Here is a 22142-nt window from a genome sequence, read left to right as displayed (position 1 = left end):
ATATAACTTTTCACAGTGGAAGCCAATTTATGTGCAAATTTCTGTGATTTGAAAGCTGAGATCGGTATTCTGTTAAAAGTATAAGATAAAACATGAAGACAAGCTTCGAATTCATGTTGTGAAATTGAGCTCTCATGGCTACCCTGCCGTCACAGCACGAGGAGCGGCACGATATTTTTTCTAGATCCTCATGTCATAGACCGGTATAAAAAACAATATCGGCGCGCAGATGGGTGGACACTTGGCGAATACACGAGATGTATTATCGCGCACGACAAGTAACCGGTGGAATAGCGCCAATATCGGCGCCCTGTTCGCTGCGGTAAGGCAACTCGGCATCCAGCAGTTTTTTGACTTCCGCAAAGAACCTGTCGCCGACAAAGACAACTCACTACCTGCCAAAATTCCGGTCGCCGGAATCCCTATAACCGGGCAGCCAGATTTAAGAGAAAATACGCCTCGGCATCCCAAGCTTATGTGCGGACTCGACGTTCCGTCGAGCCGCTCGTTTCACGTCGGCAAGGGGCTTGCTTTGTATCTGCAGGGTTGGGCTTTCTGTCCCGGCAATCCGATCAGGCGGCTCTATGTCCTGGACGGAACCAGGCAGCACGAAATCAAGAACCATTCCTGGGCTCGGCCCGATGTCGTGCACTACTTCCATCCCGCACAGGATCCGACCGGCGGCAGCCTGTTTTCCGAATTCATCACGATATTGCCGATCGAGGAGATTGCCGAGCCGGAGAGCCGCGAACTGCGACTGCTCGCCGAGCTTAAATCGGGAGAGATGATCGAGCAGTCGCTTGCTGTCTTCGAGTTCCAGCCTGGGGCCAACCGTCGTCCGGTGAAGGTGAAGTGGCCTGCCAAAGGGGCCAAGGTTGCCATCTGCATGGCGGCTTACAATCCGCCGCTTGAGCTTCTGAAACGGCAAATCGGATCGATTCGGGAGCAAAACCATAGGAACTGGATCTGCATCATCACCGACGACAGTTCCAGCGCAGCCTCCCGCAACGACATTCTGGACCTGATCGAAAACGACAGCCGGTTCGTCTATGTCAAAAACAAGGAGCGCAAAGGCTTCTACAACAATTTCGAGGAATGCCTTTCGCTGGTGCCCGTCAACGCCGAGTTCGTCGCACTGGCGGATCAGGACGACTATTGGCATGCCGACAAACTGACGAAGCTCATCCATGCTTTGCCGGAAAGCAAGAAACTTGCATTCAGCGATTGTCGCATCGTGACCGGCCGCGAGGTTATCTCCGACACATATTGGACCGACCGCAAAAACGAATATACGGATTTTCTTTCGCTGTTCCTTGCCAATAGCGTGACCGGCGCCGCGAGCCTTTTTCGCAGCGACATCCTAGACCGTATCCTGCCGTTTCCGCAGCGGCTGATGGACGCCTACCACGACCAATGGATCGCGCTTGCCGCCGAGGTTGCCGGCGGGATTTCCTATATCGAGGAGCCTCTGTACGATTACCATCAGCACGGTGCTAACGTTATCGGGCAGGTTATCAAGCGCTACCGCGGGATCTCCTATTCAATAGGAGCCATCCTGAAAGGCGCAAAAAACAAGCGCGCCCTGCTCGACGCAGGCAGGACCTTGCTGCAGCAAGCACGCGCGGATTTTTCGGGGGCGCTGGAAAAGGCAGTATTCGCCGAAACACTTCGGCTGCGAAACCCTGGAATGTCGAGCACCCTCAAGAAGACGGCCAACCGAATCCCGCGTTTGACGACCGGTATCTTCGAACCGATACGTCTGAAAATTTCAAGAATATTGCGGCGTCATTCGACATTGAACGTCGAGGGCCTGCTGATGAACGCCGCCTTGGGGGCCAGAGCAAGAAATCTCGCCTATCGATTAAGGAAAACCAAATACTTGCGATATGTCCGCAAGATCAAGACAGGGTCCGAAGCTCTACCGATGGCCGTCGCCGCCGGCGGGATACTGAGCATCGAAGATATGGAGAACAACTGGATTTTTCGCAATATCCAGCCGTTGACGTTGCACGTATCGCGCCGCGAGCCAAAGCGCGTCAACATCCTTCTGGCCACGATCGACTTCAAATACATTTTCGGCGGCTATATCGGCATGTTCAGCCTGGCGCTTCGCTTGCGCCGGGAAGGTTTTCTCGTCCGGATCGTGACTATGGAACGTACGGAGTTGGACATGACGCTCGCCCGCGAGCGCATCAAGGGCTATCCAGGCATCGAGCGATTGTTCGACGACATCGAAATCGAGCATCGGCATGACCGCAAAGAGGAATTGTTCGTCAGCCCCGACGATCGCTTCATCGCGACCAATGGCTGGGGGGCTCATGTCGCGCACCGCGCCAGCCGAGAATTGGGACAGGACCGTTTCATGTTCATGGTCCAGGAATATGAACCCTATTTCCTGCCTATGAACACAATCGCCGCGCTTTTCCAGCAGTCTTACCGCTTTCCGCAATTCCAGCTTTTTTCGACGCCCTTGCTGCGCGATTTTTTCAAGCTGAACAGGATCGGCGTCTTCTCGAAGCCCGGCGCGGACAAGAACCACGCCGTATTCCGCAATGCCATTCAGAAATTCAAACCATCGATAAACGACATGCGTGATCGCGAGCGGCGCATTCTTTTCTACGCCCGCCCGGAGGCCCACGCCGCGCGCAATATGTTTGAGCTCGGAATGATGGCGCTTGCAGAGCTAGCTCGTTCTCCTGATTTTGACGCCGACAAGTGGAAATTCTACGGCATGGGCTCGATCGGCGGCGCCAGCAAGATCAGGCTGACGCGCGACGTGGTTCTGGAGATGATGCCCAAGACCGACCTGCAGACGTATACTCAACGTCTGCCGCACCACGATGTCGGCCTCTCGTTGATGCTGACGCCGCATCCCAGCCTGGTGCCGCTCGAGATGGCCTCGGCCGGTATGTGGACCGTGACCAACACGTTCGAAAACAAGACGGCGGAGAGCCTGCGGGATATCTCGACCAATCTGATCCCGGTGGAACCGACACTGGAGGGCGTGGTCGCCGGGCTCAAGGACGCCATCTCGCGCGTCGATCAATACGACAAGCGGCTGCAGGGCTCGCGCTTCAATTGGCCGACAGACTGGGACGACGCGTTCTCGCCAGCAGCGATGAAGAAGATCGTCGACTTCCTGTCTGATCGGCCGACCCTGTCCGTTCCGATCCGCTCGCCTCCGAATGGACTGGACTCAGTTCGCGCTGCGGCGGCCGGTCATCACCGTCCCGCTGCCTTATATCACCGGAGGAAGCCGGTCAGGGAACCCTAACGACCCACTCATCCTGCAAGCCCCACCATTCGGCTGGCTTGAACGATACGATGCGTGCATTCGTGGCATCGTAGATCGCCTTGATGACATATGGTGGCAACACGACGGTGGAGCCATAGATAGACGGATCTAGATCCTTCTGATCAGACCCGTCAAGATAGCCATATTGTTGGCCATTGCTGATGACTTCGGCAAGTTGTGGAACAACGCTTGCAGCATGCGCGCCGTGCGTGGAGAACATCAGGTACCCGCCCGGTTTGAGAGCGGCGCACACCGCAGACAGCCAGCGCTGAAACAAGCCGTCCGGAAGATGCGACCATAGCGAAATGGCGAAGATGAAATCGAACTTTTCGCCAGGTTTCCAGTGTTCGGGAATGCTGGCCGAAGGAATAGCCGCAACACTCAGCACCTCAGTGCAAAAGGACACCGCTTCGGGATGAATGTCGCAGGCAACTAAATTCAGGTCCTTCAAATGTCGCGTCACGCGACCATAGCCGCTTGCAAATTCCAGCGCCCTGGCATCCCTGGGCAAGCCCAATGATGTCATAAGCTCTCGCACCTGTTGCGCATTGGCGGCGCCATTCTCAAAGTAGTGCTTCAGTGCTTCGAATAACTTTATTTCCTCGCCTGTCGACAATCGAGCGACCAGATGGCCGAAAATGTGATCATATTCATGAAGTTCCGGAGTGACCGAGTATCTGTCCGCCCATACTTTGGCGAGGGAGCGCAGAAAATCGTTGGCTTCAAACGCCTTTGACGACCGGACCGGCGGGCTGTTGTGACTCGGTTCCTTCATTGGCAACATCGTTGACTCCTTCCTTTTGCCTTTAATTCACCGAGTGCGGCGGAGGCCTCAAGCAGTTCTTGGACAATTACTGATCCTGATATCTCCACCGGGCCTCACAGAATATATTAGGCTCGCTCCCCAGCATACTGCTGATCTGAATGCCCGCGGTCCTTCTTCCCGTTATCCCCCTGGCTTTCAACATTGACGTTTCTCTCTTTCTGCGTCGTAGCCATCACTTCACCGTCAAGGGTTCCGGCATTGTCGCGAAAATGACCTGCCCAGGAACAGGATCATGGAGTCGCTTCACTCGAATGCCAACCAAACTGTACATCCCTCATGATCGTTTGCTGCCCTGAATCTCCTGGGTCGATACGAATGGAGCGTCCGGCAAGATAGTTGGGCAGAACCAGCGCAATCGCGTGGTCGCCAGCACCGAGGGGTAGTTGAATCGACCGGCCGGCCACAAAAGCTCCATCCTCGCCTCCGTGTGGTGAAAAAAAGATCTCGAACACATCTGGGCTGTTCAGCGTAAGCTGCAGGCGAACACAGGGGGTTGTGCGGCTGCTATCCGAGACGGGCACGGTGGCTATCATTTGTGGATCAGGGGCGGTCGCAAGAAAACCACTCGCGCCAACAACCATAGCTTGAAGCTTCGGCTCACCGGTGGCAGGGGCAAAATCTCTGCATTCCCTAGCAGCCAACTCGTCGCGCGCGACCAGAGCCTGACCCAGCGTGCTGGACCACGAAAGAGGGCCGATCAACACCGAATCGACGACCGCTCGCTCGACGCGGCTGACGATCAGCCGCTGGCTGGCGAGCACCGCGTTCGTGATCCCCTGTGGATCGGAAAGGTCCATAAAGTATTCGACGGCGTGTCGGAATGGCTGCGTCAAGCCTATGACTTTATTGTAGAACGAATCATGCAAGATTACGGTGGAGACCGCTTGGTCGACCTGCTTGAACGAAGAAAGCGCCTCTATTTCCGCCGGGGTGTCTATCTCACTTTCGGGTTCGCCGTTACCTACCAGCAGCATACGCGTCTCGAGATCTGTCGGATTCTGAGCCATTTTCCCGGCTAGTACTGGCGGCCGCACCCCGTTGCCATCGGGGAAGATCGCTACGAGCAATTGGCGAAAGGCGATGGCCGCACCAAAGTAGCTCCAGTGGGTGTCTGTCTTGCGATACAGATCGGTGCCGTTTGAACGTCCTTTTGCCTCCTGCAGTGCGCTTAAGTGATCAACAATCCGAGGTGCTTTGGCTCTGATCGTCGATCGCAGAAGGTCGGCACTCTGCTGTTTGCAGGCCCAGTATTTTTCAAAGTGGGGGTCGAGAAATTCTGGATATACTGTCGACTTATCAGGCGCTATCGTAAAATACATCTCAATGCCGGAAGCACCGGCGACGTCAATCATGGCATCCATACGTGAGACAGCCAATTCCACGTTATACCGTTCCTGACATTTCCCCTCGAACCAGTCGCCTTTCCAGTATATCCAGCCGTCTCTTCCAGTAGCGATGTTGTTGTGGTCGTATTGGCGAACGACTTTGAGTAATACGGCATTTCGAATGGAAATGGCGGACCGCTTTAACCAGGAACGCTCCAGAAGGGCGGAAGCCAGCTGATCGAAAGCGCCGCTTGAACTTGCCCGCAGAGATTCCGGCGCAGGAAAAGCGGTAAAGTCCTTCTGACCATAAGGTTCAACGGCGCCGCGAACAGCCAGCACCAACAGCGGCGACGCGATGATGACCACGAAGGCCGCGGTGACTATTGCGCTGCATATTTTTCTGGCTGTTTTCATCAGAATTGGAAATACAGGAACGGAGTGTAGCCACCGCTCAGCGCCAACACCTGACATACCATCAGGGCAACAACCGTGTAGCAGGCGCCAGTGACATACAGCCTATCGCCTCTGGTCTCGCTTGTCAGCAACTGGCCGAACGAAAGCCGGCCGGGCAAAACGTAAATTGCTGCACCTACCACAAGGGCGATCAAGCTGGTCGTGGCTATTGGCGCAGCCGCATCGAGGCTGAATGCACCAGCGGCGCCGGGCGAAGCCATCGCCTTCCACAAAGACATTGCCTGTTCAAGCGACGTCGAGCGGAACAGCGGCCAGCTCAGCGTCACGACCGGCAGGAAATAGGCATATCGCAGCCACCCCTTCTCCAGCACTTTCGGCCAGGTGCCGGTGGCCACGCGCTCGACCAGGATGAAAAGCCCGTGGAACATACCCCAGCAGAAAAACGTCCAGGAGGCGCCATGCCAGAGGCCGGTTACCGCGAAGACGATCAACAGGTTTCGATAGGTCGCGATCCTGCCATGCCGGCTTCCCCCCAGCGGGATGTAGAGATAGTCGCGAAACCAGCTTGAAAGCGAGATGTGCCAGCGTCGCCAGAATTCGGTGATCGAACGGCTGGCGTAGGGTCTCTCAAAATTTTCCGCAAAGCGGATGCCGAACATGCGGGCAAGCCCGATGGCCATGTCGGAATAGCCGGAGAAGTCGAAATACAACTGGATGCCGTAGGTCGCGGCCGCCAGCCATGCCGTGGCAAAACCTATGGTGTCGTGGGGTGCGGCGAAAATGGCATCGGGGATCGGCGCAATACCATCGGCTATGATCACCTTTTTCATGAGGCCGTGAGCGAAGCGGGTGGCCCCAGTGGAGAAGTTCTCGAGAGATATTCTCGGCGCTCGAAAATCATCCACGACGTCGCGGAACCGCACGATCGGGCCGGCAATCAGGTGCGGAAAAAATGTGAAGTACGTACTGAAGAGCACGACACTGCGCTCTGCCGGAATGTCGCGGCGGTAGACGTCGATCAGGTAAGACAATGCCTGAAAGGTAAAGAAGGATATGCCGATGGGGAGGACTATGCCGGCGAATGTCGCCGACAGATTGCTGCCGGAGGCGAGGTCAACGTTCACCGCTATGAAATCGAGATATTTGAAGAACACGAGAATGCCGACCAGCAGGACGATTGCCGCCCCGACAACTACATTTCTCAATCGCGCGCTTTTGCAAAGGTCGATAGCGAGCGCGCCGAAATAGGCGATGACTACATCCGCGATGAGTATGATTACATACGACCCTGACGACCAATAGTAGAATGCCAAGCTCAGAACGAGCAGGCTTGGCCGAAAGGCAGAGGGCTTGGCAAAAAGAGCTATGGCAAGTGCGATAGGCAGGAAGAAGAAAAGAAAATTACTTGCCGAAAATACCATCCTGCCTCCAACCACGCCCACGCTCGGTGACCACCTCAGCTCTAAGAGCCAAGTTTGCCACCCAAGACCTCACCATCTATATCGAATATAGCGCGCAAGGATCGGCCAAAATACAAAAACATGTCCCAACGGCGAAAATATCGACAAAATGTATGAGCATTCGGCAATTCTCTCTGAATCGTCCCTGCTCAGATAGTAGACGCCTCGCCTGATCTGTAAATGCTTATCTCTATGCACAGGTTGTTGATAACGCGCCCAAGCCGCTAGAGCGTTTCATCGTTTAGGGAAACGGCGAGACACTCTATCTCTTGTTCTGACGCAATTCCGAAGGAAAGCGCTAAGCGCTTTCCTGGGAACACACACTTTTCTTGGAATTGCTCTAAGGCGCTACGCCGAGCTGTCGGCGCACCGGTCCCAGCCCTCAATGCAACGTCGGGTCGCCGGCGAGCAGGGCGCGCGGCCCGGTCGTTTCGAAACTGACCTGGTCGCGGCCGTTGGACTTGGCCTTGTAGAGGTGCCGGTCGGCCGTCAGGAACATGTCGGCATAGGTGGTGGGTCCGCTGAAGGCGACGCCACCGATGCTCACCGAGAGCGGACAGGGCCGTCCATCCGGGGCAAACTCGACCTCGCGGATGCGCCGCCGGATCCCCTCGGCAACCAGCCAGGACTGCGACGGGTCGGCGCCAGGCAGGAAGATGGCGAACTCCTCGCCGCCGATGCGCCCGACGATGTCGGCGCCGCGCAGCTGGGCCTTGATCGTCTGCGCAATCAGCTTGAGCGCCTGATCGCCGCAATCGTGGCCCAATCGATCGTTGATGGTCTTGAAATGATCGGCGTCGACGATCAGCAGGGCGCCGGCATCGACGACGGCCTGGCTGCGCGCCTGTTCGAGATAGGCCTCGACCAGCATCGAAAACGCGCCGCGGTTGAACACCGCGGTCAGGCTGTCGGTCGCCGCGACGATGCTCAGATTCTTCTGGGCGATCGCCAGCTGGCGCATCTTGTACATCAGGAAAGAGAAGAACGATCCACCCAGCACGAGCGGCAGCAACAGGTCGGTGAGCTGCGCCCAGCGCAACGCTTCGGGCGACAGCGACGGAAAATTGTAGGAATCGACAAGGAAGGCCGCCGCGATACAGATCGCCGTGCCGACAACCGTGACTGCTATGACCCTGCCCAAGCTCGTGGGCGAAAGATCGACCCGCATGCCATTTCTCCCACTGTGTTCGCCATTTTGCAGCGGGAACACAAATGAAACCCTAAAATCTTACCTGCAATTCGAATGTGGTTAACCAGAACAATTCCAGGAAAGTGTGAGCAGCTTTCCCGGGAGAAGCGCGTGGGCGCTTTCCCTGAGAATTACCAAGACAAAGGGATAGCGCGTTTCACCGTTTCCGTTAAACGATAAAAAACTCCGGCAATCGAAAGGCGCGATCGGTTGCCTTGTGAGTGGCGACAAAAAGCCCGCCACTTGCGCGGCGGGCTTTCCGACTGGCCGGAGGCTTCTCGTCAGCGCATGTCCCTCGGGAAGTCTGGGCCATGCGGTAGGAGAGTGCCGTAAAGCCTCACGGCTGGCTCGACACTCCCGGCGAAACCTGTCTCAGCGACGCGAGATCATAAGGCATAGCTGCCGCAGATCGCTGTCGTAGGTGCCCTCGCTGGCGAGCACATCGACGCAGCGCTTCTTCATACGTGTCAGCTGGCTGTTCGACATGCTAGCGACGATACCGGGTGTCCCAGGGGTGCCTGGTGTTCCAGGAGTTCCTGGAGTGCCGGGGGTACCGGGCGTGCCCGGCGTTCCGCCAATGCCGACGCCGACACCGACGTTGATGCCGCTGCCGACGTTGACGCCGACACCGGCATTGATACCTCCGCTGCCGCCGACCGTGGCCCCAACACCGGCATTGATGCCACCGGCTCCGCCGACCGTCGCGCCAGCGCCAGCCTTAATGCCGCTGCTACCGCCGACTGAGGCGCCGAGGCCTGCTGTAACGCCGCTATTGCCGCCGACCGTTGCGCCAGCACCCGCCTTGATACCGCCGCTGCCGCCAACCGAGGCGCCGGCACCGGCCTTGACCCCGCCGCTGCCGCCGATCGAAGCGCCAACACCGGCATTGATGCCGCCAGCACCGCCGATAGATGCGCCGACACCGACGCCAATTCCGCCGCCTGCATTCGCGGGAGCGGCAAAAATGACGATAATTGCACCCGCCGCCAGTGTTCTAGCGATTTTTTGAGTGATATTAACCATGACACTCTCCTTGTTGCCGTTCTGCTTTGTGCATTGCAACATGCCAGCAAACCAAAGCAGACATATGCTTATGCACTCACAGCTACGCACGAGTCTTCCTTATAGTTTCTTTATTTTTTCCAAGAATAAGGATTGTAGTTCTCAAGGCGTGCACTGGTCTGCTAAAAAAAAATATGTTTTTGCTTCAATATTTAAACTTTGTTTAATTCTCTCGACAGAAATTCCACCGGAGTTGGAGCGGGTTGTGGCTGCGGCGGCCTGGAGCCGAAGGCCCACAAAAGGCGGGCCACTGACAGCCCAGCCATCTGGCCCAGTCACCGGGCAGCGTTGTGCCGACAGGGTCCTCAAACCCGGCTTGGATCCAGAGCTGGTGCCGGGCATCGACGGCCGCGCAAATGCACCGGTTAACGCTCCCGTGCGTTTAAACGGGAAGCGCGGTCAGGAGATCAGGCGTAGGCGCGGCCTTCGTCGGTGCGTTGGAAAAACGCCAGGTCGAGCTGCACCGAAGGCCGGCCGAGAATGGTCAGGATGGTATGCGCCTGGCCGCGGTGATGGGTCTGGTGGTTGAAGACGTGTCCCAGCGCCGGCGCGAGCCGCTGCGAGACGGTGCGCATGTCGGAAACGGTCATGTAGGAGAAGCGGCCGGACAAAGCCTTTTCGGTCAAACCGCCGACCCAGTCGACGATCCGCCTGTCCTCGGCCTCACGCGCCAGCTTTAGACCAGGCAATGCGCGGTGCAGGATGGCGTCGAGCTTTGCCGGCGCGTCGCCCTCGCCGGTGAAGCGTTTCATCCAGATGCGGTCGGTGGCCAGCAGATGGTTGAGCGTGCCCATCATCGAGCCGAAAAATGCGCCGACATCGCGGTTGAACTCTTCTTCGTCAAGTGCGGCGACGGCATCGTAGATGCGGCCATTGGCCCATTGATTGTAGGCCGCGAACATCATGAAATGCTGTTTCATCTTTTTCCCGCCGACGAGTTCCGCTTCAGCCGCAGGCGCCTAATTAGACCGCGAGGACGCAGCCGCCAATGACCATTCTGTTCTATGAACTCGTCGGACACGACGCGACCCGTCCGCTCAACCGGCATTGCTGGAAGGAGGCGGCGGCAGCAGCTTAGGGAATAGGCAGTAGGCAATAGGGTCTGAGCGCTGTACTGCCTACTGCCTACTGCCTACTGCCTACTGCCTGCTGCCTACTGCCTACTGCCTATTCCCCACACAAGTCTCCTGATCGCCATGCCACCACCCCCCGATTTCACCGATGATTTTCGCGCCGGGCTGGTCACGCTGCTGCGCTGGCGCCGGGATGTGCGGCGCTTCGAGCGGACGGCTTTGCCCGAGGATACGCTGGAGCGGCTGCTGGAGCTTGCCAGCGTCGCGCCGTCCGTCGGTCTCAGCCAGCCGTGGCGCTTCGTGGTGGTCGAGAGCGCCGAGCGGCGGGGCGCGGTGAGAGACTGTTTCGAGCGCTGCAATGCCGAGGCGCTGGCATGCTTTTCGGGCGAGCGCGCCGCTCTCTATGCCCGGCTGAAGCTCGCCGGTCTCAATGAAGCGCCCTGCCAGTTCGCGGTTTTCGCCGACCGCACGACGCAACAGGGCCACGGGCTCGGCCGCATGACCATGCCGGCGACCATCGACTATTCGGCCGTCATGGCGGTGCACACACTGTGGCTGGCGGCGCGGGCGGAAGGCATCGGCATGGGCTGGGTGTCGATCCTCGACGCCGCCGAGATGGCCGCAATCCTGGACACCCCGCCTGAGTGGACGCTGATCGGCTATTTCTGCCTCGGCTATCCCAGCGAGGAGCATGAGATGCCAACGCTGGAGCGCGAGGGCTGGGAGCGCCGGCGGCCGCCCGTTGTTATCAGGCGGTAGTGATACTGACAGTCACTTCGCGCCCTCTTTGCCGACCAGCTTGACGCAGATCGGGTCGCCCTTCGGCATCAGCGTGCATTGCCATTCGGGGCCGAAGCCGAAGTTCGTATCTGTGCGGAGTCCCGGAAAGAGCAGCATAACAAGGCCCACGGCAGCAAAAATGCCGATAATCAATAGGCTCCCTTTTATGTCGCCCGGCCTGAGGTGGTGGTAGGGCCAGCGCGTCCCGTCAAACATGGTCCGATGTCTTTCCATTCCGCTGGTTTCCCTTCGAAACCGTGCGTGCCTGCGCAATCGCCATTTTCCCGCAAAGCCTTGCCTTTGACCACAGCGTTGCGAACGGCCATGCGGGCGGTCGCGGTCGAATAACGCTGCCGGGGCGCCTCCCCTTGGCAATGGGCCGGGCGGCTTGTATAGAGCCCGCCACTCCACATTCCGATCTCAAGACTTTCCATCTCAAGACAAGGACGACCCCATGGCGCTCGAACGCACCTTTTCCATGATCAAGCCGGACGCGACCCGGCGCAATCTTACCGGCGCCATCACCAAGATGCTGGAAGAGGCCGGCCTGCGCGTCGTCGCCTCACGTCGCGTGTGGATGAGCCGCCGCGAGGCCGAAGGCTTTTACGCCGTCCACAAGGATCGTCCGTTCTTCGGCGAACTGGTGGAATTCATGTCGTCGGCGCCGACCATCGTGCAAGTTCTGGAAGGCGAAAACGCCATTGCCAGGAACCGCGAAGTTATGGGCGCGACCAACCCCGCCAACGCCGCCGAAGGCACCATCCGCAAGGTCCACGCGCTGTCGATCGGCGAGAATTCCGTGCACGGCTCCGACGCGCCGGAAACCGCCGCGCAGGAGATCAAGTACTGGTTCTCCGACACCGAGATCGTCGGCTGAGCCGACGCGAACCAATGTATGCAAGAGGCCGGCACTTCGCCGGCCTTTTTCTTTGGTCAGGTCCCGGCTTCGGCTTCATGCCGCTTTCAACGGATGAGCGGCGTGTCCCAGAGGTCGCCGAGCAGCGTTTTCAGCTCCGTGAAACGCTTCTCGCCCAGTTCCTCGGCCCATTCCCGTTCGACGTCGAGCAGGATGTCGGCCATCTTCTGGTATGCGGCGCGCCCGCGGTCGGTGAAGTGGACGACGGTCCCGCCGCTCTCATCGGGTGCCGCCGAGCGAGTGATATAACCCATCGCTTCCAGCGTCTTCAGCAGTTGATTCATGGCCTGCTTGCTCATCGCGGCGCGCTCGGCGAGCGCGCTCGGCCGAAGGCCATCCGGGCCGGGATATTGGATCACCGCCATATGCGGCGGGCTGAGGTCCTCGAAACCCGACGCCCTGAGATCCCTGATCAGCTTGCGGTGAATGGCCATGGCCGGAACGCGCAGCAGCGCACCGATCAGCGGTGGCTTCTTTGGCGGTGCTTCCGCGGATAATGGCATTGACACTCTGGTAAATTGAGTTTACTCATTTCGGTAAATTCAATTTACCACGTGGGAGGATGAAATGCTAGACAGAGCTAGCCAGATCAGCGTCAATCCGGCCGACGAGACAATCAGCCATGGCGGCCTTGCCGTGCGCTTCCTGCTTACCGGCGACCAGTCGAACGGCAGCATCGCCGCCTTCGAACTGACGGTCGCCGGCTCGCAGCGCCTGCCCGCCCCGGCGCACAGCCACGATCACTATGAAGAGACGATGTACGGGATCGAAGGCGTGCTGATGCTGACCGTCGACGGACACCGGCACGATATCGGGCCGGGCCAGGCGCTGTGCATTCCGCGCGGCGCGGTCCATCGCTTCGACAACGACATCGCCGCGACAGCCAAGGTGCTGTGCGTGGTGACACCGGCGGCGATCGGCCCGGAATATTTTCGCGAGGCCTTCGCCATCTTCAGCACTGGCGGCCCGCCAGACCGCACCAGGCTGATGGACCTGATGCGCCGGTTCGGCCTGACGCCGGCGCCCCCGCCGCCGCCGCAGTCTTGATCTTAACTCGCTGCGTTAAATCGCAAAATGTCACGGCCGTCCCTGTCGGCGATGATCAGCTTGCCGCCATCGACACGGTATGACGCCGCCTTGGCGAGCGCCTCGAACAGCGCCTTTTCCTCGGCCATCACCTCCGGCGCGCAGGCTTTGTAGGTCGAGCCGATGTCGCTGATGACGATGGTCTCGCCATCGACCTTGGCGGTGGCGAAATAGGCGTTGCACGGGCCGCTGCCGCCGGCCTTGCCGGCTTCGCTGACCCGGAACGTCGCCTGCGGCTCCGAAATCACGCCGATACCGTCGATATATTCGACTAGCCAGCTCTGGCCGAACAGCGAGGCCGAGGTCGGCTTGTCGCTCGGCGCCACCATTTTCAGCACAATGGCCTGCGGCGCCTCGCTGAGCGGATCGACCTGATAGCGCGAGTCCGTGACGAACAGCAGCTTGTCGTCGGCGGTGATGCGCGCCTGCAGCGCATAGGTCATGTTGGGCCGGATCACCGTTGGATCGAAGGTGATCTCGAACTTGATCGGCACCTGGCCGGCCGGCGCTACCTTGCGCTCGCCGACAATGGCGGCCGGCGCATCGGCCAGCGATACATCGGCAAGTTGAACCGACAGGACGGCGTTGGGCGGCAGCGCGATGCGCTCGCGATACATCACCTCGCCCTTCAGGGTTTTCTCGGCGGCGACGGAAGGCTCGGGAACGGCCAGAACGCCGATAACCAGCGGCACAAAACCGAAGACGAAGAATTCGGCGATCCTGTCCAGCATGCCCTTGCTCCCTTTTTGCCGATGCGATTTGGCCAAGGGAATGCGGTCAATACATGGCTGCGCCGAGATTTATTCGGGCCGCGCCTTCCAGCGCGCCGCAGCCTGGTCGTCGGCGTCCTTGGCCTCGACCCAGCCGCCATCGGTGCCGTCCACGCGGTGCTCCTTCTTCCAGAAGGGTGCACGCGATTTCAGGAAATCCATCAGGAAATTGGCCGCTTCGAACGCCGCCTGCCGGTGCGAGGACGCCGCCACCACCAGCACGATGTTTTCGCCCGGTGCGATCTTGCCGTGGCGATGGATGACGGTCAGGCCTTGCAACGGCCAGCGCTGAAGCGCCTCGCCGGCGATCCGGCTGATTTCGGCCTCGGCCATGCCTGGATAGTGCTCGAGTTCCAGCGCCGACAGCTGGCCCTGCTCGTCGCGGCAAAGTCCTGAGAAGGACACCACGGCGCCGATGTCGGCGCGACCCCCGGTCAGTTTCGCGATCTCGGCGGCAACGTCGAAATCGTCGCGCTGGATGCGCACCGTCGGCGCGCCGGACATGGTGTCAGCCCCCGGTCATCGGCGGAAACAGCGCGATCTCGCGCGCGCCGGCTATCTTCTCGCGATGCTCGACATGTTCCTGGTTGATGGCGACGCGGATCACATCAGGATATTGCAGCGCGTGCTCATATTCCTCGCCACGCGATTTCAGCCAGCGCAGGAGGTCGGCCACCGTCTCGATACCGGCGGGCAGTTCGACATCCTCTTCCGGCTTGCCGATCCGTTCGCGCACCCAGGCGAAATAAATGAGCCGGGTGATCATCTCACTCGTCCATGATGTGCTTGAGGCCGGCGCGGAAATAGTCGTAGCCGGTGTAGAGCGTGACGAGGGCTGCGATCCACAGCAGCACCAGTCCGGTCTGCGTGGTCAGCGGGAAGATCTTGTCGCCGGCAGGCCCAGCCAGCAGGAAGGCGATGGCGACCATCTGGATGGCGGTCTTCCATTTGGCGAGCTGCGTCACCGGCACCGAGACTTTCAATGCCGCCAAATATTCGCGCAGCCCCGAAACCAGGATTTCGCGGCACAGGATGATGATTGCCGCCCACAGCGACCAGCCTGCGATGCCGGCATGGCGGTCGGTATCGGCGGCGAGCAGCAGCAGGCAGGTGGCGACCAGCAGTTTATCGGCGATCGGGTCCAGCATCTTGCCGATGTTGGACGTCTGCTGCCAGGCGCGCGCCAGATAGCCGTCGAGATAGTCGGTGATCGAAGCCAGCAGGAAGATGATCAACGCCGACCAGCGGGCGAAGTCGCTCGATTTCAGATGCCCCTCGAGAAAAAAGCACAGCACCACCAGCGGCACCGCGACGATGCGGGCATAGGTAAGCATGTTGGGCAGGTTGAACGCGCGCTTGGCCATATCTCAGGGACTCTTTCTGCCTGCGTACTCAAATCAGAACCGGATGTAGGGGGTCAACAGGCGAGATTCGATTGGCCAGACGAAAATAGCGCGCGATTGCCGGGATTCGAGTGGCCTGCGAGAAAAGAACGGCTGCTGCCATTTGATCGGGACAGCGGCGTCACCGGCGCTCAGCTCTCATGGAAATGATTGTAGACGAGCTTGGCGACCTGCTCTGAAATACCGTCGACCTTGACCAGATCCTCGACTGCCGCGCGGCTGACCGCCTTAGCAGTGCCGAAGGCCAGCAGCAGCGCGCGCTTGCGACCGGGACCGATGCCGGCGATCTCGTCGAGCGGGCTCTTGACCAATTCCTTCTTGCGCCGCGCGCGGTGCGAACCGATGGCGAAGCGATGGACCTCGTCGCGCAGCCGCTGGACGAAATAGAGCACGGGATCCCGCACGGGGAGCGAAAACGAGTCCCTGCCTCTGACGAAAAAACGCTCGCGGCCGGCATCGCGGTCCTGGCCCTTGGCGATGCCGATGGCCGCCACGCGATCCTCGATGCCGAGGTCGGCGAGGATCTTGCGCACCGCGCTCATCTGGCCCTGGCCGCCATCGATCAGGATGACGTCGGGCCAGGCCGGGAAGCTGCCGGAGATCTCTTCTTCAATGTCGTCGCCTGCTCCACCGGCTGCCGCGTCGTCGGGAACGACATCGCCATGTTCCTTCAGCAGCCGCGAAAAGCGCCGTTCCATCACCTCGCGCATCATGCCGAAATCGTCACCGGGCGTGATCTCGGTCGAGCGGATGTTGAATTTGCGGTACTGGTTCTTCACAAACCCTTCCGGCCCCGCGACGACCATGGCCCCAACGGCGTTGGCGCCCATAATGTGCGAATTGTCGTAGACCTCGATGCGCACCGGCGGCTTCGGCAGGCCGAAGGTCTCGGCAAAGCCGGCGAGCAGCCGGCCTTGCGTGGAGGTTTCGGCCAGGCGGCGGCCGAGCGCCTCGCGGGCATTCTGCAGCGCGTTGTCGGTCAAATCCTTCTTCTCGCCGCGCTGCGGCACCGAGATCGACACTTTACGGCCGGCGCGGGTGGACAGCGCTTCGGCCAACAGTTCCTGATCCTGGACGCCTCGCGACAGAAGGATGTTCCGTGGCGTCGGCTTGTCGTCATAGAACTGCGCCAGGAACGAGCCCAGCACTTCCGCCCCCTCCAGTGCCGGATCGGCCTTGGGGAAATAGGCGCGGTTGCCCCAGTTCTGGCCGGTGCGGAAGAAAAACACCTGGATACAGACCTGGCCGCCCTCCTGATGGATGGCAAAGACATCGGCCTCGTCGACCGTGGCCGGGTTGATGCCCTGATGGCTCTGCACATGGGACAGTGCAGCCAACCGGTCGCGATAAATGGCGGCGCGCTCGAAATCGAGCTCCTGCGAGGCCTGCTGCATGGCGGCAGAGATTTCGGTCTTCACCTTCTGGCTGCGGCCCGACAGAAAATCCTTCGCCTCGCTGACCAGCTCGGCATAGTCGCTATGCGAGATCTCCCCGGTACATGGACCGGCACAGCGCTTGATCTGGTAGAGCAGGCACGGCCGGGTGCGGTTTTCGTAAAAGGAGTTGGTGCAGCTCCTGAGCAGGAAGGCGCGCTGCAGCGAATTGATGGTGCGCCCGACCGCGCCGGCCGACGCAAAAGGTCCGAAATAGTCGCCCTTGCGCGAGCGCGCACCGCGATGCTTGTAGATGCCGGGCGAGACGTGATCGCCGGTCAACAGGATGTAAGGGAACGACTTGTCGTCCCGCATCAGCACATTGAAACGCGGCCGCAAGCGCTTGATGAGATTGGCCTCGAGCAGCAGCGCTTCGATTTCGGTGCGGGTGACGACGAACTCCATCGTCGATGTCTCGCGCACCATGCGGCCGATGCGGGCGGTGTGGAACCGGCCTTGCGCGTAGTTGGTCACCCGCTTCTTCAGGCTGCGCGCCTTGCCGACATAAAGCACGTCGCCGGCAGCGTTCATCATGCGGTAGACGCCGGGCGCATTGGGCAGCCGCTTGACCAATGTCTGGATGACCTCGGCGCCGACCATGCCGTCGGCGTCGCCGGCATGCGGCGCCCAGTCTATCGCTGTGAAGGCGACATCGGGCCCGGTGGCCTCGGGCTCGACGATCTCCTCGACCGCTTCATCCTCAAGCTCGATGTCGGGCGGCATATCGTCGGCGGCGCCGGCGCGCGTCTTGTGTTTCTGGTCTGCGGGACTCATTCCACCATGCCTGTCACATCCGGCGTCTGCCATGCAAGATGCTGGCCGCCGTCGAGCGCGATCATCTGGCCGGTCACCGAGCGCGCCTCCCAGAGATAGCGGATGGTGGCGCCGAATTCGGCCAATTGCGGGCCGCGCTTCAGAATCAGGCCATCGACCTGCTTTTGGAAATCATCATCGTCCTGGCGGGCATTCTTCAGCGCCGGACCGGGACCGATGGCGTTGACGCGGATGCGCGGACCGAGCGCCTGTGCCAGCATTTCGGTCTGCGTCCACAAGGCCGACTTCGACAGCGCATAAGAGAAATAGCGCGGCGTCGGCCGCCAGACGCGCTGGTCGATGATGTTGACGATCAGCCCCTCCCGCCCTGGCGGCAAGGCGCGGGCGAAGTTTTGCGCCAACAGCGCCGGCGTCTTCACATGGATGGCGAAGTGAAGGTCCCATGCCGCCCAGTCGAAGTCCTCGACGCTATCGTCGACGAACAGCGACGCATTGTTGACAAGAAGCGTGACCGGGCCGAGCGCTGCCGCGGCGCGGCCGACGAGATCGCCAACCGCATCCATGTCGGTCAGATCGGCGGCTACCACGCCGGCGCGGCCGCCTCCGTCCCTGATGTTCGCAGCCAGCGCGTCGGCCTCGGCGGTCGAGCGGTTGGCGTGGATGGCGACGGCAAAACCGTGCGCGGCCAGATCCTCGACGATCGCCTTGCCGATCCGCTTCCCCCCGCCCGTCACCAGCGCCGTTCCGGCGGCTTCGATCATCTGTCAATCCTCAATCTGCGCCTCAATTCGGCTGGCGGCACATTGTGACGCGTCCAGGGGTTAAATGCCGTTTCCACCTGGGGCAGGAATGTGGCGAAACGGCTTTTTCGCCGCCGGCACCGCCCCGGATTCGGGTCGGCAGGACCGCAATATAGGACGCTGAACCCGTTGCACCAAGCCGAGTGCAGTGCAGCATCGCCTGCGTACTGACATTTCGCTGTTGCGAAGATGCAACGTCAAGCTTCGGCCTCATTCGTGCCGGGGAATGACCCATTTTCAGGTTCGCTGCCGCCGCATTTTGACACGACATTCGGAACCGTTGAGTGCCAGATCCGTTTCACCCCCCGGACGGGTTGATGGCGCTCAGGACAAACAAGCCTACGTGTCTTGTGGCTTAAGGAGTAAACAACAATGCAAACCAATCTCAAATTCGCGCCGCTCGCGGTTGCGCTCGGGCTCTTCGCCCTCAGCGGTACCGCTTTTGCTGCCGATGTCGTCTCGGAAGAGCCCCCGGCGCCGGCCCCGATCGCCGAGCTCCCCGTCGCTTCCTGGGCCGGCCCGTATGCCGGTCTCAGCGCCGGCTACGGCTTCAGCGGTCATGCCAAAGTCCAGGACGGCGGCCCCGACATCAAGACCAAGGGCTTTGTCGGCGGCGTTTTCGGCGGCTACCAGTGGCAGCAGGAAAACTTCGTGTACGGTGCTGAAGCCGATCTCGGCTACAATGGCGTCAAGGGTGACAGCGGCGGCGTCAATTCCAAGGGCGGCTTCGAAGGCTCGCTGCGCGCCCGTCTGGGTTACGCCGTGACCCCGGAAATCCTGCTCTACGGCACCGGCGGCGGCGCCCTGAAGAACCAGAAGGTCTCGGTCCCCGGCGACAGCGACAGCAACACCATGCTCGGCTGGACGGCCGGCGTCGGCACCGACATCAAGATCACCGACAATGTGTTCGGCCGTGTCGAGTACCGCTACACCGACTTCGGTTCCAAGAGCTTCGACAGTGTCGGCACCAAGGTCAAAGAGAGCGACAACCGCGTCACCTTCGGCGTCGGTATGAAGTTCTAACTGTCGTTCAAGCCACGACACAAGAAAGCCGGGCCTCGCGCCCGGCTTTTTTTGTTTCGCCCGTCAGGCCGGCACAGCCACCTTCAGCCCCGGAAACTTCTCATCGAAACGCGCTGCCCAGCGGGTCAGGCGGCCGCGGCCCTTTTCCCATTTGCCGGCGAAGCGCAAAGAGAGGTAGCCGAGGCAGGCACGCAACGCCAGCTGGCCAAGCGTGATCTTCTTCGGCAGCTTCGGCGGATTGGCGTTGAGGAAATCGAGTGCGGCGGTGATCTTGGTCCACTGGCGATCGAGCCAGGGTTGATAGACCATCTCCTCCGGACGCGTGCGCCGCTCATAGACCATCGACAGCGCGCAGTCGCATATGCCGTCGGCCAGCGCCTCCAGCACTTCGGCCTCGAGGCGCTTGTCGGCATTGCGCGGCAACAACAGGCTCTTCGAAGCGCGGTTGAGATGCTGGGTGATCGCGCGGCTGTCGTGGATCGAGCGGCCGTCGTCGAGCACCAGCACCGGAATCTTGCCGAGAGGATTGGCTGACATCAGTTCAGCAGGCTTGTCCTCGGTCTTGACCGGCACCAGCTCGACGGCAATGCCGGCATGGAGTGCTGCCATGCGCACCTTGGAACTGTAGGGGGATGAGGACGCGTAGAGCAGCTTCGGCATGATCGGTTCCCTGTTTTCGGACGGCCAGTGCATGTCGCTCAAAAATGCGATTCCGGTCTTGAGAACGACGCGCGTAAAACAAAGGTCTAGAGCGCGTCGCCTGAACCCCATCGAATGCGACCGCCTTAGTGTTGGCCGATCTTCCCTGAGGGAGCAACTGCCAGAAGGGCAAAACCAGGCGGCCAATCCGCCGACAATGAAATCGCCATGCATGTCTTACAGAAGTGGCGTCAATTTCGAGAGAACGACATGCATCAAAACAAGACCTAAATCACAACAAAAAAGCTCCCGGGAATCTGCCAGTCGGCAAAGTTCCCGGGAGCTTTGAGATGGACCGCTGTTACTTCTTCTTGGCGGCTGGCTTCTTGGCCGGTGCAGCCTTCTTCACAGCGGCCGTCGACTTGGCGGCGGCGGCCTTCATCGGAGCCTTGGCGGCGGGTTTTGCCGCTGCCTTGGCTGCCGGCTTCTTGGCGGCGGGCTTGGCTGCTGCCTTCGCAGCAGGCTTCGCCACAGCCTTGGCGGCCGGCTTCTTGGCGGCGGGTTTCGCTGCTGCCTTGGCGGCGGGTTTTGCTACTGCCTTAGCTGCCGGCTTTGCCGCTGCCTTGGCGGCCGGCTTTGCCGCTGCCTTCGGTGCTGCCTTCTTTACTGCTGCAGGTTTCGCGGCAGCTTTCGGTGCCGCTTTCTTTGCCGGCGCTTTCGCCGCCGGCGCCTTCGTCGTGGTCTTTGCCATGCGATGCCCCTTGCGTTTGTGCCGATGGCCGTGAGTGACCCGGCGAGCTAATGCATATCTGACTCGTGCGTATCTAGCCAGCGAAGCATTACATAGAATTTCGCAGATTAAGTTTCGGTTACGCTGAGAGCATGATCGGAATGATCGGACAGAAATCGGCAAGAAATCTTCCCGCTTCGCAGCGAACTGTTGCGAGAGAAATCTCTGATATCGCGACTCACACGTTCTTCTCGTCAAGCTCACATTCTCTTGCAACGCCGTCGATCTCACGCGGTCATCGGCGACCTATCGGATGGCAACCATCATCGCACCGCAGAGGCTGATCTTGCTTCATCCCAGCGGTCGCGGGAACAGCACTAAATTGAACGCGAGCTTTTTACTCGTATATTGCGAGTGGGTGGACGGAAGCCAGGAAAGACAGCAGTTGAAGGGACAGCCTGTTGTGTCGGACGTCTCCCCGACGAGAAAGGAGATCGCCAGCTTCGGCGCAAGAGATGCCAAACGGAAATGGGAAACGAAAGATCGGGGAATCCTCCTCCCGGGAAGCCGCGGTCCCTTGGAAGCCAAGGGGTGCAGGCCCCTAAGCGCCAACCCGCTCGCGCACCTGCAGCCGGCGCAAGGCTCGGCGTGGTGGAGGTGGACGGCAAACGCATCCCACGGCGGCGCAATGCCGATCTGCATCAGGATCCGCCCGATCTCGCCGCGGTGATAGCCGCCATGCGTGACGACATGGGTCAGCATTTCCTTGCGTGACATCATCGCCCTGTCGCCGTCGGTGAAGGTGAAAGGCACAGGCTCTGACATGAGCTTTGGCGAGACGGCTTCGATATAGTCGAGATACCAACGATCCATCGCAGCGACATCAGCGCTCAATTCATCGAGTGCCGGTGTGTCCTCGGTGTTGTCGGACGCATAGCCATGACGCGTGCCGGAAAGATGCGCGGCGAATATCTTCGATACGACAAGGTTGTGGTTGATGAGACGGTTCGCCGTGTGGCGCTGATCGACATGCTCCTGCTGGTCGAGGCCCGCAAGCTTCTGCAGCAATTCACCATTCGCCCAGGCTTGATAAACGAAGAGGCTGCGGAGCAAATCCAGCGCGTCCATGGTCTGTATCCTTTCC

Annotated in this window: 22 protein-coding genes; 5 read left to right on the top strand and 17 right to left on the bottom strand. The window is 60.0% G+C overall.

Annotated features, from left to right (window positions below; translation table 11 throughout):
- Positions 1 to 241 precede the first annotated feature (241 nt).
- On the top strand, positions 242 to 3274 hold the full coding sequence (locus tag NLY36_RS27045) for a rhamnosyltransferase WsaF family glycosyltransferase (RefSeq protein ID WP_198020832.1): 3033 nt from the start codon (positions 242 to 244) through the stop codon (positions 3272 to 3274).
- Here NLY36_RS27045 and NLY36_RS27040 read toward each other — a convergent pair.
- From NLY36_RS27040 to NLY36_RS27015, 6 genes are all read right to left on the bottom strand, one after another.
- Positions 3261 to 4079, bottom strand: a complete 819-nt coding sequence (locus NLY36_RS27040; RefSeq protein WP_084013013.1) for a class I SAM-dependent methyltransferase — start codon at positions 4077 to 4079, stop codon at positions 3261 to 3263. The genes NLY36_RS27045 and NLY36_RS27040 overlap by 14 nt on opposite strands.
- Before the next feature lie 272 nt (positions 4080 to 4351).
- Positions 4352 to 5860 (bottom strand): alginate O-acetyltransferase AlgX-related protein, encoded by a 1509-nt coding sequence (locus tag NLY36_RS27035; protein ID WP_023733886.1) that lies wholly within the window; start codon positions 5858 to 5860, stop codon positions 4352 to 4354.
- Positions 5860 to 7281, bottom strand: a complete 1422-nt coding sequence (locus tag NLY36_RS27030; protein WP_023733885.1) for an MBOAT family O-acyltransferase — start codon at positions 7279 to 7281, stop codon at positions 5860 to 5862. Before NLY36_RS27030 ends, NLY36_RS27035 begins: the two co-directional genes overlap by 1 nt.
- A gap of 421 nt (positions 7282 to 7702) precedes the next feature.
- Positions 7703 to 8488 carry a GGDEF domain-containing protein gene (locus tag NLY36_RS27025; RefSeq protein WP_023705331.1) on the bottom strand — a complete coding sequence of 262 codons (786 nt, stop codon included), beginning with the start codon at positions 8486 to 8488 and terminating at the stop codon, positions 7703 to 7705.
- Positions 8489 to 8881: 393 nt separating this feature from the next.
- Complete coding sequence (locus NLY36_RS27020) at positions 8882 to 9532, bottom strand: hypothetical protein (RefSeq protein WP_023689083.1); 651 nt, start codon at positions 9530 to 9532, stop codon at positions 8882 to 8884.
- A 446-nt stretch (positions 9533 to 9978) separates the two neighbouring features.
- A complete protein-coding gene (locus tag NLY36_RS27015; RefSeq protein WP_023673440.1) occupies positions 9979 to 10491 on the bottom strand; it encodes a DinB family protein in 513 nt (170 codons plus the stop codon).
- Between the two features lie 276 nt (positions 10492 to 10767).
- Here NLY36_RS27015 and bluB point away from each other — a divergent pair, with 276 nt between their 5' ends.
- A complete protein-coding gene (bluB, locus tag NLY36_RS27010; RefSeq protein ID WP_023705333.1) occupies positions 10768 to 11403 on the top strand; it encodes a 5,6-dimethylbenzimidazole synthase in 636 nt (211 codons plus the stop codon).
- A 12-nt stretch (positions 11404 to 11415) separates the two neighbouring features.
- Here the strand turns inward: bluB and NLY36_RS27005 are convergent, their stop codons facing one another.
- Positions 11416 to 11640 (bottom strand): hypothetical protein, encoded by a 225-nt coding sequence (locus tag NLY36_RS27005; protein WP_023754715.1) that lies wholly within the window; start codon positions 11638 to 11640, stop codon positions 11416 to 11418.
- A gap of 238 nt (positions 11641 to 11878) precedes the next feature.
- On the opposite strand from NLY36_RS27005, the gene ndk reads away from it, so the two are divergent.
- Positions 11879 to 12301 (top strand): nucleoside-diphosphate kinase, encoded by a 423-nt coding sequence (ndk, locus tag NLY36_RS27000; protein WP_023705335.1) that lies wholly within the window; start codon positions 11879 to 11881, stop codon positions 12299 to 12301.
- An 86-nt stretch (positions 12302 to 12387) separates the two neighbouring features.
- Here ndk and NLY36_RS26995 read toward each other — a convergent pair whose 3' ends face one another.
- Positions 12388 to 12843 (bottom strand): MarR family winged helix-turn-helix transcriptional regulator, encoded by a 456-nt coding sequence (locus tag NLY36_RS26995; protein WP_023673444.1) that lies wholly within the window; start codon positions 12841 to 12843, stop codon positions 12388 to 12390.
- Between the two features lie 64 nt (positions 12844 to 12907).
- On the opposite strand from NLY36_RS26995, the gene NLY36_RS26990 reads away from it, so the two are divergent.
- Positions 12908 to 13387 (top strand): cupin domain-containing protein, encoded by a 480-nt coding sequence (locus NLY36_RS26990; protein WP_023733884.1) that lies wholly within the window; start codon positions 12908 to 12910, stop codon positions 13385 to 13387.
- Positions 13388 to 13389: 2 nt separating this feature from the next.
- On the opposite strand, the gene NLY36_RS26985 is transcribed toward NLY36_RS26990, so the two are convergent.
- The 6 genes from NLY36_RS26985 to NLY36_RS26960 all read right to left on the bottom strand — a co-directional run bounded on the left by NLY36_RS26985 (position 13390) and on the right by NLY36_RS26960 (position 18567).
- Entirely contained in the window at positions 13390 to 14157 is a 768-nt protein-coding gene (locus NLY36_RS26985) for a YbaY family lipoprotein (RefSeq protein ID WP_023735482.1), read from the bottom strand.
- Positions 14158 to 14226: 69 nt separating this feature from the next.
- The gene (locus tag NLY36_RS26980; RefSeq protein ID WP_023673447.1) at positions 14227 to 14700 is read right to left on the bottom strand and encodes a molybdenum cofactor biosynthesis protein MoaE; all 474 of its coding nucleotides are present in this window, start codon (positions 14698 to 14700) and stop codon (positions 14227 to 14229) included.
- 4 nt (positions 14701 to 14704) lie between these two features.
- Positions 14705 to 14962: a molybdopterin converting factor subunit 1 gene (moaD, locus tag NLY36_RS26975; RefSeq protein WP_023673448.1), complete on the bottom strand. Its 258-nt coding sequence runs from the start codon at positions 14960 to 14962 to the stop codon at positions 14705 to 14707.
- A 1-nt stretch (position 14963) separates the two neighbouring features.
- Positions 14964 to 15560: a CDP-diacylglycerol--glycerol-3-phosphate 3-phosphatidyltransferase gene (gene pgsA / locus NLY36_RS26970; RefSeq protein WP_023673449.1), complete on the bottom strand. Its 597-nt coding sequence runs from the start codon at positions 15558 to 15560 to the stop codon at positions 14964 to 14966.
- Positions 15561 to 15730: 170 nt separating this feature from the next.
- The gene (gene uvrC, locus NLY36_RS26965; RefSeq protein WP_023695577.1) at positions 15731 to 17806 is read right to left on the bottom strand and encodes an excinuclease ABC subunit UvrC; all 2076 of its coding nucleotides are present in this window, start codon (positions 17804 to 17806) and stop codon (positions 15731 to 15733) included.
- Entirely contained in the window at positions 17803 to 18567 is a 765-nt protein-coding gene (locus NLY36_RS26960) for an SDR family oxidoreductase (RefSeq protein WP_023695578.1), read from the bottom strand. The genes uvrC and NLY36_RS26960 overlap by 4 nt, the downstream gene beginning before the upstream one ends.
- Positions 18568 to 18978: 411 nt before the next feature.
- Here NLY36_RS26960 and NLY36_RS26955 point away from each other — a divergent pair, with 411 nt between their 5' ends.
- Positions 18979 to 19629, top strand: coding sequence for an outer membrane protein (locus tag NLY36_RS26955; RefSeq protein WP_023673452.1), 651 nt, complete (start codon positions 18979 to 18981; stop codon positions 19627 to 19629).
- 63 nt (positions 19630 to 19692) lie between these two features.
- Here the strand turns inward: NLY36_RS26955 and NLY36_RS26950 are convergent, their stop codons facing one another.
- The 3 genes from NLY36_RS26950 to NLY36_RS31695 form a co-directional block, all read right to left on the bottom strand.
- Positions 19693 to 20289: a glutathione S-transferase family protein gene (locus tag NLY36_RS26950; RefSeq protein WP_023689091.1), complete on the bottom strand. Its 597-nt coding sequence runs from the start codon at positions 20287 to 20289 to the stop codon at positions 19693 to 19695.
- 340 nt (positions 20290 to 20629) lie between these two features.
- A complete protein-coding gene (locus NLY36_RS26945) occupies positions 20630 to 21019 on the bottom strand; it encodes a hypothetical protein (protein WP_023673454.1) in 390 nt (129 codons plus the stop codon).
- A gap of 330 nt (positions 21020 to 21349) precedes the next feature.
- Positions 21350 to 22126, bottom strand: a complete 777-nt coding sequence (locus tag NLY36_RS31695) for a DinB family protein (RefSeq protein ID WP_023695579.1) — start codon at positions 22124 to 22126, stop codon at positions 21350 to 21352.
- Positions 22127 to 22142: the final 16 nt, after the last annotated feature.

The organism is Mesorhizobium sp. C399B (genome assembly GCF_030323185.1).
Classification (GTDB): Bacteria; Pseudomonadota; Alphaproteobacteria; order Rhizobiales; family Rhizobiaceae; genus Mesorhizobium.
This window is presented reverse-complemented; position numbering and strand designations above follow the sequence as displayed.

Excerpts from the sequence above, each read along its gene's own strand:
- NLY36_RS27020 (WP_023689083.1), bottom strand. The coding sequence starts at position 9,532 with ATGGTTAATATCACTCAAAAAATCGCTAGAACACTGGCGGCGGGTGCA.
- NLY36_RS26950 (WP_023689091.1), bottom strand. The coding sequence starts at position 20,289 with ATGCCGAAGCTGCTCTACGCGTCCTCATCCCCCTACAGTTCCAAGGTG.
- ndk (WP_023705335.1), top strand. The coding sequence starts at position 11,879 with ATGGCGCTCGAACGCACCTTTTCCATGATCAAGCCGGACGCGACCCGG.
- NLY36_RS26985 (WP_023735482.1), bottom strand. The coding sequence starts at position 14,157 with ATGCTGGACAGGATCGCCGAATTCTTCGTCTTCGGTTTTGTGCCGCTG.
- NLY36_RS27030 (WP_023733885.1), bottom strand. The coding sequence starts at position 7,281 with ATGGTATTTTCGGCAAGTAATTTTCTTTTCTTCTTCCTGCCTATCGCA.
- NLY36_RS31695 (WP_023695579.1), bottom strand. The coding sequence starts at position 22,126 with ATGGACGCGCTGGATTTGCTCCGCAGCCTCTTCGTTTATCAAGCCTGG.
- NLY36_RS26955 (WP_023673452.1), top strand. The coding sequence starts at position 18,979 with ATGCAAACCAATCTCAAATTCGCGCCGCTCGCGGTTGCGCTCGGGCTC.
- NLY36_RS26960 (WP_023695578.1), bottom strand. The coding sequence starts at position 18,567 with ATGATCGAAGCCGCCGGAACGGCGCTGGTGACGGGCGGGGGGAAGCGG.
- NLY36_RS26990 (WP_023733884.1), top strand. The coding sequence starts at position 12,908 with ATGCTAGACAGAGCTAGCCAGATCAGCGTCAATCCGGCCGACGAGACA.
- NLY36_RS26980 (WP_023673447.1), bottom strand. The coding sequence starts at position 14,700 with ATGTCCGGCGCGCCGACGGTGCGCATCCAGCGCGACGATTTCGACGTT.
- NLY36_RS27035 (WP_023733886.1), bottom strand. The coding sequence starts at position 5,860 with ATGAAAACAGCCAGAAAAATATGCAGCGCAATAGTCACCGCGGCCTTC.
- NLY36_RS26945 (WP_023673454.1), bottom strand. The coding sequence starts at position 21,019 with ATGGCAAAGACCACGACGAAGGCGCCGGCGGCGAAAGCGCCGGCAAAG.
- moaD (WP_023673448.1), bottom strand. The coding sequence starts at position 14,962 with ATGATCACCCGGCTCATTTATTTCGCCTGGGTGCGCGAACGGATCGGC.
- NLY36_RS27040 (WP_084013013.1), bottom strand. The coding sequence starts at position 4,079 with ATGTTGCCAATGAAGGAACCGAGTCACAACAGCCCGCCGGTCCGGTCG.
- bluB (WP_023705333.1), top strand. The coding sequence starts at position 10,768 with ATGCCACCACCCCCCGATTTCACCGATGATTTTCGCGCCGGGCTGGTC.
- NLY36_RS26995 (WP_023673444.1), bottom strand. The coding sequence starts at position 12,843 with ATGCCATTATCCGCGGAAGCACCGCCAAAGAAGCCACCGCTGATCGGT.
- uvrC (WP_023695577.1), bottom strand. The coding sequence starts at position 17,806 with ATGAGTCCCGCAGACCAGAAACACAAGACGCGCGCCGGCGCCGCCGAC.
- NLY36_RS27005 (WP_023754715.1), bottom strand. The coding sequence starts at position 11,640 with ATGTTTGACGGGACGCGCTGGCCCTACCACCACCTCAGGCCGGGCGAC.
- pgsA (WP_023673449.1), bottom strand. The coding sequence starts at position 15,560 with ATGGCCAAGCGCGCGTTCAACCTGCCCAACATGCTTACCTATGCCCGC.
- NLY36_RS27025 (WP_023705331.1), bottom strand. The coding sequence starts at position 8,488 with ATGCGGGTCGATCTTTCGCCCACGAGCTTGGGCAGGGTCATAGCAGTC.
- NLY36_RS27015 (WP_023673440.1), bottom strand. The coding sequence starts at position 10,491 with ATGAAACAGCATTTCATGATGTTCGCGGCCTACAATCAATGGGCCAAT.